General features: G+C 46.3%; 14 protein-coding genes. 7 read left to right on the top strand and 7 right to left on the bottom strand.

The features are described from left to right. Positions 1 to 65: 65 nt before the first annotated feature. The 3 genes from MDMS009_RS07570 to MDMS009_RS07560 form a co-directional block, all read right to left on the bottom strand. Complete coding sequence (locus MDMS009_RS07570) at positions 66 to 1,517, bottom strand: aldehyde dehydrogenase family protein (protein ID WP_008290978.1); 1,452 nt, start codon at positions 1,515 to 1,517, stop codon at positions 66 to 68. 12 nt (positions 1,518 to 1,529) lie between these two features. Continuing rightward, positions 1,530 to 3,170, bottom strand: coding sequence for an acetolactate synthase large subunit (locus MDMS009_RS07565; RefSeq protein WP_008290966.1), 1,641 nt, complete (start codon positions 3,168 to 3,170; stop codon positions 1,530 to 1,532). Positions 3,171 to 3,243: 73 nt separating this feature from the next. Continuing rightward, a complete protein-coding gene (locus tag MDMS009_RS07560) occupies positions 3,244 to 4,035 on the bottom strand; it encodes a flagellar motor protein MotB (RefSeq protein ID WP_008290881.1) in 792 nt (263 codons plus the stop codon). 69 nt (positions 4,036 to 4,104) lie between these two features. Between MDMS009_RS07560 and MDMS009_RS16485 the strand changes: the two genes are divergently transcribed. From MDMS009_RS16485 to MDMS009_RS07550, 3 genes are all read left to right on the top strand, one after another. After that, the gene (locus tag MDMS009_RS16485) at positions 4,105 to 4,299 is read left to right on the top strand and encodes a hypothetical protein (protein ID WP_237700494.1); all 195 of its coding nucleotides are present in this window, start codon (positions 4,105 to 4,107) and stop codon (positions 4,297 to 4,299) included. A gap of 236 nt (positions 4,300 to 4,535) precedes the next feature. After that, complete coding sequence (locus MDMS009_RS07555) at positions 4,536 to 7,883, top strand: EAL domain-containing protein (protein ID WP_154646995.1); 3,348 nt, start codon at positions 4,536 to 4,538, stop codon at positions 7,881 to 7,883. 28 nt (positions 7,884 to 7,911) lie between these two features. After that, positions 7,912 to 8,778: an HDOD domain-containing protein gene (locus MDMS009_RS07550; protein WP_008290889.1), complete on the top strand. Its 867-nt coding sequence runs from the start codon at positions 7,912 to 7,914 to the stop codon at positions 8,776 to 8,778. Here the strand turns inward: MDMS009_RS07550 and MDMS009_RS07545 are convergent. Further along, positions 8,754 to 9,179, bottom strand: a complete 426-nt coding sequence (locus MDMS009_RS07545) for a hypothetical protein (RefSeq protein ID WP_154646994.1) — start codon at positions 9,177 to 9,179, stop codon at positions 8,754 to 8,756. The genes MDMS009_RS07550 and MDMS009_RS07545 overlap by 25 nt on opposite strands. 170 nt (positions 9,180 to 9,349) lie before the next feature. Between MDMS009_RS07545 and MDMS009_RS07540 the strand changes: the two genes are divergently transcribed. Further along, positions 9,350 to 9,898, top strand: coding sequence for a Slp family lipoprotein (locus MDMS009_RS07540; RefSeq protein ID WP_008291136.1), 549 nt, complete (start codon positions 9,350 to 9,352; stop codon positions 9,896 to 9,898). A gap of 1 nt (position 9,899) precedes the next feature. Here the strand turns inward: MDMS009_RS07540 and oadA are convergent, their stop codons facing one another. Together oadA and MDMS009_RS07530 are read right to left on the bottom strand one after the other, a co-directional pair. Continuing rightward, a complete protein-coding gene (gene oadA / locus MDMS009_RS07535) occupies positions 9,900 to 11,699 on the bottom strand; it encodes a sodium-extruding oxaloacetate decarboxylase subunit alpha (protein ID WP_008290895.1) in 1,800 nt (599 codons plus the stop codon). Positions 11,700 to 11,725: 26 nt separating this feature from the next. Beyond that, on the bottom strand, positions 11,726 to 13,141 hold the full coding sequence (locus tag MDMS009_RS07530; protein WP_008291051.1) for an acetyl-CoA carboxylase biotin carboxylase subunit: 1,416 nt from the start codon (positions 13,139 to 13,141) through the stop codon (positions 11,726 to 11,728). A 115-nt stretch (positions 13,142 to 13,256) separates the two neighbouring features. Here MDMS009_RS07530 and MDMS009_RS07525 point away from each other — a divergent pair, with 115 nt between their 5' ends. Then, on the top strand, positions 13,257 to 14,207 hold the full coding sequence (locus MDMS009_RS07525; protein ID WP_008291085.1) for a LysR family transcriptional regulator: 951 nt from the start codon (positions 13,257 to 13,259) through the stop codon (positions 14,205 to 14,207). Here the strand turns inward: MDMS009_RS07525 and MDMS009_RS07520 are convergent, their stop codons facing one another. Beyond that, entirely contained in the window at positions 14,208 to 14,420 is a 213-nt protein-coding gene (locus MDMS009_RS07520) for a hypothetical protein (protein ID WP_043888049.1), read from the bottom strand. It abuts the gene before it with no gap. Positions 14,421 to 14,599: 179 nt separating this feature from the next. Between MDMS009_RS07520 and pqqA the strand changes: the two genes are divergently transcribed. Together pqqA and MDMS009_RS16255 are read left to right on the top strand one after the other, a co-directional pair. After that, positions 14,600 to 14,671 (top strand): pyrroloquinoline quinone precursor peptide PqqA, encoded by a 72-nt coding sequence (pqqA, locus tag MDMS009_RS16580; RefSeq protein ID WP_081443609.1) that lies wholly within the window; start codon positions 14,600 to 14,602, stop codon positions 14,669 to 14,671. 270 nt (positions 14,672 to 14,941) lie between these two features. Further along, positions 14,942 to 15,112, top strand: a complete 171-nt coding sequence (locus tag MDMS009_RS16255) for a hypothetical protein (protein WP_008291004.1) — start codon at positions 14,942 to 14,944, stop codon at positions 15,110 to 15,112. Positions 15,113 to 15,140: the final 28 nt, after the last annotated feature.

Here is a 15,140-nt window from a genome sequence, read left to right as displayed (position 1 = left end):
GCTGTTAATTATCCTTTTACTGATGTTTATGCTGTGCCTGACTAATTAGTTCCAGTTTACGCGTGTCAGCTGATACCTTTTGAGGTAATTACAATCATTTTTTCAACCTGCATATCTTCCATCGTGTAAGGAATGCCGCCAGTGCCCAAGCCTGAATGTTTAAGGCCAGCAAATGGCATCCAGTCGACACGGAATGCAGTATGTTCGTTGATCATGACGGCAGAAGCATCGAGCTTGTCTGACACATATAAAGCGGTATCAATATTTTTGCTGTACACCGATGACTGAAAGGCAAATTCCAATGAATTGGCTTGTTCAATGGCTGCATCGAGATCGTCAAATGGATAAATACATACAACGGGACCAAACACTTCGGCGTGTGAAACTCTTGCTTTGGTTGGCGGGTTGAATAATACGGTTGGTGCATAGCAATTATGCGCCATTTCCTGTCCACCACACAGCAACTCGGCACCCAAATCGACGGCTTCTTGTACCCAGGATGCGATTCGGGTCAGTTCGCCTTTACGAATAATCGGGCCAACTTCGGTTTGAGCAGATAAAGGGTCGCCAACGACCATAGTTTGTGCCGCAGCGGCGAGTTTGTCTGCAAGCTCACGAGCAATGCTGCTGTGTGCATAAATCCGCTGTACGGAGACACAGACTTGGCCAGCGTGATAAAAGCTGCCTTTTGCCAAACCGGGTATTGCAGCATCGATATCTGCCTCTTCAGTGACGATAACGGGGGCAACGCCACCATGCTCAAGTGCACAACGTGCACCGGGTGCCAGTTTAGAATGCAAATACCAACCGACTTTGGCACTTCCGATAAAGCTAAGAAATGCGACCCGAGAATCAGTAGCTAATTGTTCAGCAACCTGATGATCCTCCGTTAATAATGCCTGACACCACTCAGCGGGCAGACCGGCTTTATGGAAAATCTCTACCAGACGAAAGCAAGACAAAGGCGTATTTTCCGCTGGTTTAACAATAACCGGACAGCCTGTTGCGATAGCGGGGCCTACTTGGTGTGCAATCAAGTTTAATGGATGGTTGAAAGCGCTAATGGCAACCACAACACCAATTGGCTCTTTACGGATGGTAGTCAAGCGATGTTGTGATGCTGGGTTAATGCCCATTGGAATGGTGTGTGGTGCATCATTTCGCAGACCATCAATACAAGCACGAATACTATCAATACAACGCACCATCTCTACATTAGAATCTGGCAGTGGCTTGCCGCCTTCTTCGGCTGCACCGGCAGCTAACTCATCTGCTTGCTCTGTCATCATCGCCACAGCTTTTTCGAGAATAGTGATGCGCTCAACAACGCTCAACCAGTTTTTACGATCACGATACGTTGCATGAGCAGTGGCCAAAGCCAGCTCAACGTCATCGCCGTTTGCTTTATCAACCGTGGCAATGAGCTTATCGCTATAAGGTGAATAAACTTCTGCATGATTAGCTTGGTTTTTGTTTAGACCGGCGATCATCAAGGGAAAGTGGGGAATAGCGTTCATATCGGGGTCTCCTTACAGAATGCAGATTTTTTGTTTGAGGCCTTCATTCAATATCGAATGATTCAACGAATAATCAACCGCCAAATCAATTAAATGAACACCTTTTGAGTTCAAGGCTGTATCCAGCACTTTAGTAAATTCGGCATGGCTAGTAGGACGATGGCCAATGGCACCATAACTATCCGCATATTTGACGAAGTCGGGGTTATTAAAGGTGAGGCCAAAATCTTTGAAGCCCATACCTTCCTGCTTCCAGCGAATCATGCCGTAGGCGTTGTCATTGAGAATCAGCACCACAAGATCCAGCCCTAATCTGACTGCAGTTTCCAACTCTTGTGAATTCATCAAAAAGCCACCATCACCGCACACGGCCATCACTTTTTGTTCTGGGTGTAACAGTTTTGCCATCATAGCAGTGGGTAAACCAGCACCCATCGTGGCTAAAGCGTTATCCAAAAGCAACGAGTTGTAGTAATAGCTTGGGTAGTTACGGGCAAACCAGACTTTATACACACCATTATCAAGCGCCAGAATATCTTCCTCGCCCATCGCATCGCGAATAATACGCACAGCACTCTGAGGTAAGACGGGGAAACGCTCATCATCGCTGTATTTTGAAAGGCGAAGATTCACTTCTTTTTTCACTTTGTAGAAGTATGAAAAGTCCCAATGTTGTTGCGCTGAAAGGCCGGCACATAAGCGGTTGATTGATGTTGCAATATCACCCACGACATCAAGTTGAGGGAAGTACACGGGATCAATTTCGGCTGCATGGAAGTTGATATGAATAACCTGTGCGCCACCATCCTTCATGAAAAAAGGCGGCTTTTCGACCTCATCATGACCCACATTGATGATCAGATCCGCACGATCGATAGCGCAGTGGAGGAAATCGGATTCAGACAATGCCGCCGTACCAAGATAACTATCGTGGCGTTCATCAATAACGCCTTTACCGAGTTGTGTGTTGAAAAACGGAATGCCAGTGTGTTCGACAAATTTGGTCAGAGCCACACTGGTTCGCTTACGATTGGCTCCGGCACCAATCAGTAACAGTGGCATTTCCGCATCTTCGATCATTTTTAATGCATGTTGGATGGTGCGGTTATCCGCGTCAGGCCGACGAATCGTCTCCACCGTGTAGATACGCTCATGTGCTTCTTCAGCGGCAATATCTTCGGGTAATTCGATATGTACCGCGCCGGGACGCTCTTCGACGGCAATACGAAAGGATTCGCGAACGATGGCAGCAATGGTATTGCCGTGCACGACCTGTTTGGTGAACTTGGTTATAGGTCGCATCATGTTGACCACATCAACGATCTGAAACAGTGCTTGTTTGCTGGCTTTAATCGGCTTTTGACCGGTAATGATCAGCATTGGCATCCCGCCTAATTGAGCATACGCTGCGGGGGTTACCAAGTTTGTTGCGCCAGGACCTAAGGTGGAGAGGCAGACACCGGGTTTACCGGTCAGCCGGCCATAATTGGCAGCCATGAATCCGGCACCCTGCTCATGACGGGTAACAATAAGTTTGATTGACGAGTGTTGTAACGAGTCAAGGAAATCCAGATTTTCCTCACCAGGTATTCCGAAAATATACTCGACCCCTTCGTTTTCCAGTGCTTTTACGAGCAGGTCAGATGTTTTCATGATGTGTCCTTAATCAGTTTGTTGTGAAGGTCTCATCGTTGCGTTGAGATCGATTATATAGCGATAATTTAGCTTACGGCGAGTTGTTTACAATGCCAATTTCTACTCGTCGGTTTGTTGCTCGGCCCGCTGCGGTGTCGTTTGACTCTACGGGTTGCGTATCAGCGTAAGCTTCGATGCGAAATTGTGATGGAACCAGCTTTGGGTGTCTTAACAAAGCATGAACTACTGAGGTTGCTCGTGCGCCAGAGAGTTCCCAATTCGATCGGTAGTTGCCGGATCGTAATGGCACATTGTCGCTATGGCCGGATACGATAAACGTGTCATCAAGCTCAGCCAGTGTCTCAGCTATTAAACTCAAAACCGGCAGAAAAGCGGTTTTTAATTTGGCTCCCCCTGAGGTGAACGAGGTTTTTTCATTGATTCGGATCATGATCCGATCCGGTAATTGTTCCAGGCTCAACAGGTCGTTGTTGATGGCGGTGCTAAACTTTTTCGTTAAATCATCCATTAATGTCTGCATTCTAGCCGCTTCATACACTGCGGCATCCTCAACTTTTAACGCGTCTTTATCTGAATCACTGGCCTGGCGGACTGTTGATAAAGGGGTTTCTTTGGGTGCTGCGGTGGAAAACGTTTGCTTGATAACGCTGGTGCCCATAATGATTTCAGGTTCATCGGGCTCAGGGCGTTGCACACCGAAGGCATCTTCCATTGAGCGCACCACCATTTTGAATTTTAGCGCGTCGATTTCCGCCATGGCGACCAATAATACAAAGAAGCACATTAATAGTGTCATTAAGTCAGCAAACGTTCCCATGTAACGAGGCACATTGTCGACTGGCTTTTGAGAACGTGATTTCAACCGTGTAGTCCGCTCTGAGTGAGTTTCGTTTGAGTCAATCTAACATCAGGCTAGCGCGTTTTAGCGAAAATGCAAAATAAAGCTAGTTTGCCCCTGCATTTTCTGCATCACTTGCTTGCTAAAGCCTCTCTAAGTGGTCGGCCGATGGCGGTGATGCAGGACATCAATATTGAGCAATTGCTAGAAGGAATGAACGGGTTCGTCGTGTTGCTGAGGATACGACGGAAAAGTCGATTCATTGCAGTATCAGCATTGGCGCGATGATTATTGATGCCAGTAATGCCATTCTGTTAGCCAGATAGATAAAGCGCTTTATTAAGCAAAAGTACAAGGCAGAAAACAGGGTTGTGATTGATGGCTTGGAAAGGGATTTAGTAGCAATAAAAACTGAATCGACATCACCCTCATAGTGCTGCGTATAATGAACTCACTCAAGGGAGCACTCACCGTGACTCATAAAAAAAACTACGTTCACTCTAATTGGTGTCGATATTTAGGACATGCAACAAACTATATCAACCAAGCTAGCCTTCTATAGCATACTGACAGTATTGGCTACGCTGCTGCTCATCGCTGCAGCGTATCTGAATATGAGCTTGGTTGAGCGACATCAGAACGAGCTCTACAGCGATACCCAAAAACAATTAAGCCTCTATCACAACCGACTTTTTACTAACTTACAAAACCATATTCAAATCGTTCGTGGTTTGCCTGGTCTATTTGCGATTAACCCAACGCTGTCACAAGATCAGTTTGAACAAGCGGTTCGTCACTTGGTCAATGCCCAGTCAGAAATACGCAATATTGCCGCTGCCCCAGATATGGTTATTCGCTATATGTACCCTATGGAGGGCAACCGTGCGGCGGTGGGTTTGGATTATCGAAATACCCCGTCACAATTTGAGGCGGCGGATAGAGCAAGGCGAACGCGTGAGCTGGTATTAGCTGGCCCGTTGGAGTTAAAACAAGGGGGGTTGGGCTTAATTACCCGCATCCCTGTTTTTTTGCAAAAACAAGCAAGCAACGAAGAATACTTTTGGGGATTGATTTCTGCGGTCATTGATATTGAACTTTTTTTGGAAAAAAACGGACTTAATGATGATGGCATGCCCATCAATTTAGCGATCAAAGGTTCAGATAGTTTAGGCCGACAAGGTGATGTTTTTTTTGGTGATCCTGCCTTATTTAATTCGCCCAAGCTAACGCAGACGTTAAAGTTACCGGAAGGAGAATGGATACTGTCAGCAGCACCGCTGGGTGGCTGGTCTGATATGCCTCGAGATGTCTGGCAAAAACGGATTCTGATATACGGTGTCGCCATGACCTTGTTTTTGCTACTGGCTTTGTTTATACGCTTTATCTTTGCTGCATCAATGGCCAATCAAAAGTTTCGTCATCTTATCGAGGGGTCACCGATACCTTACCTGCTACTTAACGCTAACAGGGAGGTGAGTTTTATCAATCAGGCGTTTAGCGATAATTATGGCTATCAACTCGAGCATGTTCAGGGGGGAGAGTCTTGGTGGAAGATTACGGCACACCCTCAACGTTATCGCGACGAGTTCAAGGCTTATCTGGCTCATTTGCATCATGGCGATAAGACGCAGCCCCCATCGTCAATGGAGCTGGAGATAAATACCCTGCATGGGCAGACAAAAGTCGCCCTGCTCAGCACATCCTTTTTGCAAGATACATTCGACAGTGAACTGTTGCTGGTAGTGTATGACATCACTGTGCGTAAAGAAGCTGAAGAACAGTTACGTTTCTCCTCCAGAGTATTTAATCAGGCTCAGGAAGGTATCATCATTACCGATACCAGCGGCACGATTACCGATGTGAACCCGGCCTTTTGTGAAATAACCGGTTTTAGTCGTGAAGAGGTACTGGGTAAAGGGCCTGACATCCTCAACTCAGGTAAGCATTCTCCAGAATTTTTTAGCAAAATGTGGCAATCGATTATTGAGCATGGCTATTGGCAGGGCGAGGTATGGAATCGACGTAAGAATGGCGAGTTATATGCCGAATTGTTAACCATTTCAGCGATAACGGATGATGATGGTCAAAGTCGCCACTTTGTGGGCTTGTTTTCAGATATCACACAAACCAAGCAGCAGCAGGAAACGCTGGAAATGATGGCACATTATGATGTGCTGACAAAGCTACCCAACCGCGTCTTGTTTGCTGATCGTTTCTCACAAGCGATGGCACACAGTAATCGCACAGAGACGATGTTGGCGATCTGCTTTCTGGATCTGGATAACTTTAAGCCGGTCAATGATACCTATGGTCATGAGGTCGGTGACCAGTTACTGATTGAAGTGGCCGTGCGCTTACGCAAGAATGTGCGAGATGAAGACACCATTTCGCGGTTTGGTGGTGATGAGTTTGCGATCTTATTTCGTGATATCGAATCGCAGTCTGAGTGTGAGTTTATGCTTCGCCGCATTCATGAATCATTGGCTCAGCCCTACAACGTCAATGATACGCGAATCGACATTAGTGCTTCCAGTGGTGTGACCTTTTATCCGCAAGAGAATGCGGATTTGGATACCTTGCTCAGGCATGCTGACCAAACCATGTATCAAGCAAAACTGGCTGGGCGAAATACCTATAAGCTTTTCAATCCGGCGAAGAACCGCCAGAACATCGAAAAACAGCAATGGTTACAGCAAATTCGTCTGGGCTTGGAACAAGATCAATTCCGTCTGTTTTATCAGCCTAAGGTGAATATGCGAACCGGTGAAGTGTTTGGTATGGAAGCATTGATTCGCTGGGTTCACCCCAAGAAGGGATTGCTGAGCCCCATCCACTTTTTGCCACTGATTGAAGGTTCCGAGATCGAAATTGATGTCGGTAACTGGGTAATGCGTTCAGCGATGCAGCAGCTGCAAGTCTGGCATGACGAAGGTAAAGAAATAGAGGTGAGCGTTAACGTTGCGTCACTGCATTTACAGTCAGCCCACTTTATTGATGATGTCGAAGCGGCTTTGGCAACACACGCTGATATTGATTCTCGTTATCTTCAGCTTGAGATTGTTGAGACCAGTGCCTTAGGGGATATCGGCGCGATCAGTAAAGTGATTAAGTTATGCCGTGATTTGCTTGGTGTGTCGATCGCCTTGGATGATTTTGGTACCGGCTATTCGTCACTGACGCATCTCAGACACTTAACAGCCAGCACTATCAAAATTGATCAGACGTTTGTTCGTGACATGTTAGATGACCCGCAGGATTACACCATTGTCGATGGTGTGAGTGGACTGGCCGAGGCGTTTAACCGCCAGGTGATTGCTGAGGGGGTTGAAACCACAGAATCTGGGTTAATGTTATTAATGAGCGGCTGTGAACGTGCACAAGGCTACGGTATCGCCAAACCCATGCCAGCCGAAGAGGTATTGATTTGGCTTAATGCCTATAAGCCTAATATTGAGTGGCAAACCTTTGCAGCTCAGCCATTATCGATACGTCAACAGGCTTTAAAGCTGTTTGAGTTGACCTCAAATCATTGGTATGAGAGTTTTATTAACAATATAAAACGTGATGCTGACAAGGTTGAACACTGGCCGATTATGGATAACCGTAAGTGTCACTGTGGTAGTTGGCTGAGTCGTGTTCATGGCCAGGGTATGTTTGATGAAATCTGGCTGGATAAACTGGAACAGAATCATGATAACTTGCATGCGTTGGCGCATGAGCTTCGCGAGACTTACCTAGCCGGTAACCCTCAGGATGCCATGGCGGCATTAACTGAGTTTGGTCAACGATTTGAAAGCATGCAGGAATTAGTCGCAAATGCGATGCAGCCAACTACTAGACTGGCTGGACGAACCATAGAGCCAGAGCGATAATCAGGCTTATCGTATAAGGAAATACTTGATGTTAGATATTAGCGAAACAAATGCAGAGAACATCACCAGTCAGTTCAGCATTCCACCCAAGCCAACGGTACTGATTGCGATACAGCAAGAATTAGCGAAATCCGATCCAGATCCCGTCGACTTTGCTGATGTCATCGCGCAGGATGTGGCGCTGTCTGCTGTCGTACTGAAAACCGTTAACTCACCTATATTTGGTATGAGTCGTGAGCTATCTGATATTCGTCAGGCAGTGATATTGCTTGGTGCAGACAAGCTTGAGCATCTCATCACCTACTTCACATTACGCAAGAGCCTGGGTGGCAAGGCCTCGATTTCCCTGGAAAAATTTTGGGACAATACGATGGAGGTAGCCACCATGTCGCAGCTTGTACTGAAGTACGTGGCCGATAAGGTTGATCTTTATCCTGAAGACTTATATGCCCTAGGGTTGTTCCGGGATTGTGGCATACCATTGATGGCGATGAAGTATGACAATTACAAAGACGTACTGTTTGAGGCGAATCATTCGCCCCATCATGTTTTCACGGATATTGAAGAAGGTCATTATCGGACTAACCACGCCATTGTTGGCTATTTTGTCGCCTCCTCATGGAATTTGCCGAAGTCTTTGTGTGAGCTGGTGTTAAGACATCACGAACCAGATTTCATCAATGATCAATCCGTGACAGAGAGTCAGAAAGATTTATATTGTTTAATCAAGATTGCGTCACATGCTGCCACAATATACAAGTATGGAAAAATAGATGCTGAGTGGCCTATGGCAAAAGAGCTGGTGCTGACACGCCTCGGCATGAGCGACATTGATTACGAAGATATGCTGGCAGATCTGCTGGAGGAATATCACAGTCTGTATGGCGAACTCTGATTCGTCTTACTGAGCACAGAATACACACGCTCTGCGTCACTAAGATTCTTCTTTGCATCTGTGACACGTTTACTATCGATAACGATAAATAAGCCCATTAAGCCAATCAGGCTGGTGAACATACCGATAATGCCACCAATAAACCAGGCACTAATGGCTGCGACCAGCATCAATAGCGTTAACTGCACGATCATAAACTGAGCCGAGATTTTTTCTTTCAACGCCTGACGACGTTTGTTATTCCATGCTTGCTCTAAGGTTGTGACTTGCTCGTTGCTTAGTGCATCCAGTTGCTGACAAAAGTCGATGCCGATTAACTCATCATTGTGGTTGCGTGAACGTAACGACGTGTCTTCTGCCGACGCCATTAGCGCTTGATAGGTTGTGTCTCTTGTTGTCACTATAAATCTTCCCTAAGTTATGTCACAGACACAGTGTGCCAGTTTCTTGTTACCGCTATAAGGGATGAAATTCCTGACTTCATCCCGTTTCATCGTGAAACTCAGTCAGCGATTTGCAGTCCATAGCAATAATGATTGTCCCGTATTGTTACGGACGTATTGGAGGAAGCATGAAAATACTCGTATCAACCGTGATGCTGCTGATCTTAACGGCCTGTAGCAACGTTCCTGTGGCTATAAAAAATGCTCCCAGCCCTGATTTACAGTTGGCTCAACTGAACGGCAAAGTCAGTGCTCATCAGGGAGAAAAAGTGCGTTGGGGCGGCCAGATTGTCAAAGTGGAAAACACCGACAATGGGTCAACATTGCATATTGCTCAATTCCCATTAAACAGTTTTGGACGACCTAATATCAAGGCTGACAGTGATGGTCGCTTTCTCGCTCAAACAAACGAGTTTATCGACCCCTATATTTATAAAGAGGACACGCGCGTTACCGTAACAGGTTTAATCTCCAAGCAAGACACGATCACCGTTGATAAAAAAACCATGACCGTGCCAGTGGTGCAGATAAGCGATATCTACCGTTGGACTGTCTCAAGCTACGAGGACGATCCTTATTGGCGCGGATACCCCTATTACTATGACCACTTTGGCTATGGTGTGAGCTACCCGCGTTCACGTACACACTGGCATTATGGTCGCGGTTTTTACTGGTAGATTAAGCAATTTCAATCAATGTCTCACCGGGAGTCACGCGATCACCTTTGCTCACGTGCAGCTTATTCACTGTGCCCGCAATATTTGCTAGTAACTCTGTTTCCATCTTCATTGCTTCCATAACCAGCAAAGCTTGCCCCGCTTCGACCTGATCGCCCTCTGCAACCAATACTTCAACGACATTGCCGGGTAACGGCGCGGTGACATCGCCGGGTGCCGATGCTTTCTTGCGGCCGCCACTCACACCTTCACTGATATATTCATTTAAGGCCTCAAAGGTGACTTCTTCAGGCATACCATCAATGGAGATATAGAACTTGCGTTTACCGCCACCGACATCACCGACACCGGTTATGGCGATATCGTAACTTTCACCATGTACGTCGACTTTAAACTCTGTCGCAATGGGGTCTTTGCTTTGATTATTGCCATTTTCTGTGGCAGCTAATAATGGCTCAGGTTTTAATGTGCCGTTGGCACGTTGCTGTAAAAAGTCGCGGCCCAAGTCAGGGAACATGGCAAATGTCAGGACATCTTCTTCTGATGTGGCGAGTTCACCGATGTCTGCACGCAGTTTATCGAGCTCAGGTCGCAATGCATCGGCAGGACGCGACTCGATAATGTCTTCATTGCCGACGGCTTTCTTTTGCAACGCTGCGTTGACGGCTGCGGGTGGATGCCCATAACCGCCCTGCAAATAACGTTTTACTTCATTGGTAATGGTTTTGTAGCGTTCACCTGCCAGCACGTTATAAACCGCTTGTGTGCCGACAATTTGTGATGTTGGCGTCACTAACGGTGGAAAACCTAAGTCTTCACGAACGCGAGGAATTTCAGCAAAGACATCACGAATGCGATCCAGGGCATTTTGTTCTTTCAGCTGATTGGCTAGGTTCGACATCATACCGCCCGGCACCTGATTGATCTGAACCGAGACATCCTCACGGGTAAATTCACTTTCATATTGATGGTATTTTTTACGAACGTCGCGGAAATAGTCGGCAATGTCGGATAACAGGTTTAAGTCGAGTCCAGTATCAAACTCGGTATTTCGTAATGCCGCTACTTGCGATTCGGTTGCCGGATGGCTCGTACCCCAAGCAAAAGAGGAAATAGCAGTATCAATACGATCGGCACCGGCTTCAATGGCTTTTAGCTGACACTGTGCGGCAAGCCCTGACGTTGCATGACTGTGAATGACCAGCGGAAGATCAACTTCTGCTTTAATGGCTTTGACCAGATCGTAGGTCGGATAGGGGGCTAATAAACCCGCCATATCTTTGATGGCAATGGAGTCTGCCCCCATGTTTTGCAGATCTTTAGCCTGTTTTACAAACAAATCAGCGGTATGCACCGGGCTGGTGGTATAGCTGATCGTGCCTTGAGCATGTTTACCCGCTTTTTTCACCGCGGTCATTGCTGTTTCGAGGTTACGTAGATCATTTAAGGCATCGAAAATACGAAATACATCAATACCATTGTCAGCGGCACGCTCAACAAAAGCGGTCACCACATCATCAGCATAATGACGATAACCAAGCAGGTTTTGTCCGCGTAGCAACATTTGCAGTCGGGTATTGGGCAATGCTTGTTTTAACTGGCGTAGTCTTTCCCACGGATCTTCTTTGAGGAATCTAACGCAGGCATCAAAGGTCGCACCGCCCCATGCTTCTAATGACCAATAGCCGACTTTATCCAGCTTGTCGCAGATGGGTAGCATGTCCTCTGTTCGCATGCGTGTGGCAATAAGGGATTGATGGGCATCACGCAGAATGACATCAGTAACTTCAATTTTTTTCATACATCTTTCTCCAGCTTGAGAGCGGCTTACCAGCCGGTATGGGCTGCAATGGCGGTGGCTAAAGCCAGCGCAACCGCGCTGGGACGTCGTTTATCGGAATAATTCAGTAGTTCAGGGTGAGCAGGCACAAAACCGGTATCGAAATGGCCGCTACGAAAATCAGGATGATTAAGGATTTGTTGATAATAAGTGGCAGTGGTTTTGATTCCGTGTAAACGCATATCATCCAAAGCGCGTTGGCCACGGTTGATGGCATCTTCCCAGTCCAATGCCCAGACCACCAGTTTTAAGCACATGGAGTCAAAATATGGTGGTATTTCATAGCCCGTATAAATCGCGGTATCAACACGAACGCCGGGTCCACCGGGCGCATAATAGTGGGTGATGCGGCCAAAACTGGGCAAAAAATCGTTTTTGGGATCTTCGGCATTGATCCGAAATTGCAAAGCAAATCCTCGATATTGAATATCTTGCTGGCGGTAGCTTAGCTTTTCCCCCGCAGCGATGCGTATTTGTTCGCGGACAATATCGACGCCGGTGATTTGTTCGGTAATGGTGTGCTCAACCTGAACTCGGGTATTCATTTCCATGAAATACACTTCATTACCGGTTAGCAGAAACTCGACCGTACCGGCGTTTTCATAACCCACAGCTTGAGCTGCGCGTACCGCTAAATCGCCGACATAATCACGTTGTTCTGGGGTAAGTTGTGGGCTCGGCGCAATTTCAATGAGTTTCTGGTTACGGCGCTGAATAGAGCAGTCTCGTTCATAAAGATGAATCACATTACCGTGTGTATCCGCCAAGATCTGCACTTCAATATGCCGTGGGTTGACGATACATTTTTCCAGAAACACTTCAGCACTTCCGAATGCTTTGGTTGCTTCTGAAATGACGCGAGGGTACTGCTGACGTAACTCTTCTGCACTGTCACAACGACGAATACCACGACCACCGCCACCCGATGTGGCTTTGATCATGACCGGATAACCCACTTCCTCAGCCAGACTCAGCGCTTCATCTAGATCGGCGAGGTTGCCATCAGAGCCGGGTGTGATGGGAACGTCAGCTTCACGCATACTGTCGCGCGCAGCCGTTTTATCCCCCATTTTATCGATGACGGTAGATTTGGGACCGATAAAAGTAATGTTATTTTTTTCACACAGGCGAGCGAACTCTGCATTTTCAGAGAGAAAACCATAACCGGGATGGATGGCATCACAGCCCGTTTCGACAGCTAAATTCACAATACGTAGCGGATCTAAATAGCCGGCTAAGGGGTCATCACCAAGGGAGAATGATTCATCGGCACGTTTTACATGCAAAGCATAGCGGTCTGGCTCAGTGTAGATAGCAACGGAACGAATACCCATTTCGGCACAAGCTCTAACGATGCGAACTGCGATTTCGCCGCGATTGGCAATGAGCACTTTTTTCAGCATGGGGCAGCCTCCGGTTTAGATGCAAATAGCGTAGTGAAAACGAGACATAATTAAAAATTGATATAATTTCTACTAGTGATAAGTTTTAACTTATATTAGATGCATTAGGAAGCCTATGTCCCTGTCCCTTCAGCAGTTATTAAATCGTTTGTCATTTCGACAAATGCAGGTTTTTGAGGCGGTATATCAAGAACGCGGTTACCGTAAAGCAGCAGAAAAACTGGGTTTAACGCAGCCCGCAGTAAGTTCACAAATCCGTAAGTTAGAGCAGGCTTTGGGGCAGCCCTTATTTGAATACGTCGGGCGACGACTTTACTGTACGCGTGCTGGAGAAAACGTGGCGGAACGGATTCGTTCGATATTTGAACAGATTGTGCATTTGCAAAGTGATCTGCACTTGCTGCAAGGCCAGCTATCAGGAGATTTGCGGTTGAGTGCGGTGAGTACTGCTCAATATGCCATTCCGCATTTGTTGAAGGAGTTCACGACGCTGTATCCGACGGTGAATGTCACCCTCAATATTGCCAATCGGGCTGAGGCGGTAGAGCTGCTCAATCAGAATAGTGATGATTTGGTGGTAATGGGATTAGTACCGAATGATCGGTCGCTGGCTTCTTTGCCATTTTTGGATAATGAGTTGATTCCGGTTGTCCCAGCCAGTCATCCTTTTGCCAAAAATAAGCACGTTACACCACAGCAGTTTATGGATGAAAACTTACTGATGCGAGAGTCAGGCTCCGGTAACCGCCTGGCATTAGAGCAACACTGCCAGCAACAACGTCTCAACCTGCGTTCTTATATGGAAATAGGCTCGAATGATGCCATTAAACATGGTGTGCAAGCGGGCTTGGGTGTTGCAGTATTACCGAAGCTCAGCGTGTTGTCAGAAATACACCAAGGGGTGTTAGTCAGTCCTGAAATAAAAGGCTTTCCACTTCGCCGGAGTTGGTGTTTGGTTTACCCTAAAGGCAAACATTTGACGCCCGTGACACAAGCCTTTTTGGATTATATTCAATCGAATTTAAAGTCTATTCATCACTACTTTACGCAATTGGATAAGCAATAATCAGGGTTTCAAAAAGCGTGTTTCCACATGCAGTGAGCTGTTAGCTTGCTCACGCTTTACCTGCCAGCCTTGCTCTAAGACAAAGTCCAAAGCCTGTTGGTAGCTGGCAAAATGGTTATCTAATGTCTCTAGTTGGCCCTGTTCGTCTTTATGAATCACAAAGTAGGGTGGCTCGGCGGATAATACTTGTTCGATACTGACTTGTGGTTTCATGAACGTTCTCCAAAGTGTCTATGATTGCCATCCTTACTGAATTCACTAAGCTGGTAAAGCAAAAAATAGTGATTCAGCAAAATCCTGACCCCTAACAAGTAATTCGCTGTATTGCCTTTCTTCATGGAGGCGTAACATTCAAATCGTAACATCAGACAAACTTAATTGAGGTAATAATCATGTGGACTAAACCAGAATACTCAGACATGCGTTTTGGCTTTGAAGTAACAATGTATATCTGCAACAGATAATACAGTTAGCCAAACCAGAAAAAGCCCCGCCAGTCGGGGCTTTTTTTTGGCTCAGATTATTTGAATTCATCAAAAAATGGCTAAGACAGGTGTCACAAGAAGAACTGAATCCAGCGACAACAGTGGGTTAATTACACTGGTTTTCAGTCATGTAAAAAAACAGCGTGACAATTTTCTGAGCGTTTTTGGTGATTTCTGCTAAATTATAAAAAGCACTAATAAATTACGCTTAGTCGCTTTTGTATTGACATCATCGAAGGAAAAATCGGAATGGATAAAACGACAATCACCATAATCGCCATTCTTGTTCTCGTTGTGATTGGTTTTGTATTTAAAAAATTAATTGCTCACGAAGAAAAGAAAAATGATCCCAACCTGCCAGAGCCGAGAGACTCAAACACGTTGCCAGGTAATCAAGGTGTGAAAAACCGCGGCAAATAGGCCGTATTAAGGGTTTCATAGCGCCACA

Source organism: Methylophaga thiooxydans DMS010 (genome assembly GCF_000156355.1).
In the GTDB taxonomy this organism is placed as follows: Bacteria; Pseudomonadota; Gammaproteobacteria; order Nitrosococcales; family Methylophagaceae; genus Methylophaga; species Methylophaga thiooxydans.
The sequence above is the reverse complement of the archived record's forward strand: the minus strand, read 5'-3'. Positions and strand labels throughout refer to the sequence as shown.

Coding starts and splice junctions, on each gene's coding strand:
- MDMS009_RS07555 (WP_154646995.1), top strand. CDS start 4,536: ATGCAACAAACTATATCAACCAAGCTAGCCTTCTATAGCATACTGACA.
- MDMS009_RS07570 (WP_008290978.1), bottom strand. CDS start 1,517: ATGAACGCTATTCCCCACTTTCCCTTGATGATCGCCGGTCTAAACAAA.
- MDMS009_RS16485 (WP_237700494.1), top strand. CDS start 4,105: ATGCAAAATAAAGCTAGTTTGCCCCTGCATTTTCTGCATCACTTGCTT.
- MDMS009_RS07565 (WP_008290966.1), bottom strand. CDS start 3,170: ATGAAAACATCTGACCTGCTCGTAAAAGCACTGGAAAACGAAGGGGTC.
- MDMS009_RS07540 (WP_008291136.1), top strand. CDS start 9,350: ATGAAAATACTCGTATCAACCGTGATGCTGCTGATCTTAACGGCCTGT.
- oadA (WP_008290895.1), bottom strand. CDS start 11,699: ATGAAAAAAATTGAAGTTACTGATGTCATTCTGCGTGATGCCCATCAA.
- MDMS009_RS07550 (WP_008290889.1), top strand. CDS start 7,912: ATGTTAGATATTAGCGAAACAAATGCAGAGAACATCACCAGTCAGTTC.
- MDMS009_RS07530 (WP_008291051.1), bottom strand. CDS start 13,141: ATGCTGAAAAAAGTGCTCATTGCCAATCGCGGCGAAATCGCAGTTCGC.
- MDMS009_RS07525 (WP_008291085.1), top strand. CDS start 13,257: ATGTCCCTGTCCCTTCAGCAGTTATTAAATCGTTTGTCATTTCGACAA.
- MDMS009_RS07520 (WP_043888049.1), bottom strand. CDS start 14,420: ATGAAACCACAAGTCAGTATCGAACAAGTATTATCCGCCGAGCCACCC.
- MDMS009_RS16255 (WP_008291004.1), top strand. CDS start 14,942: ATGGATAAAACGACAATCACCATAATCGCCATTCTTGTTCTCGTTGTG.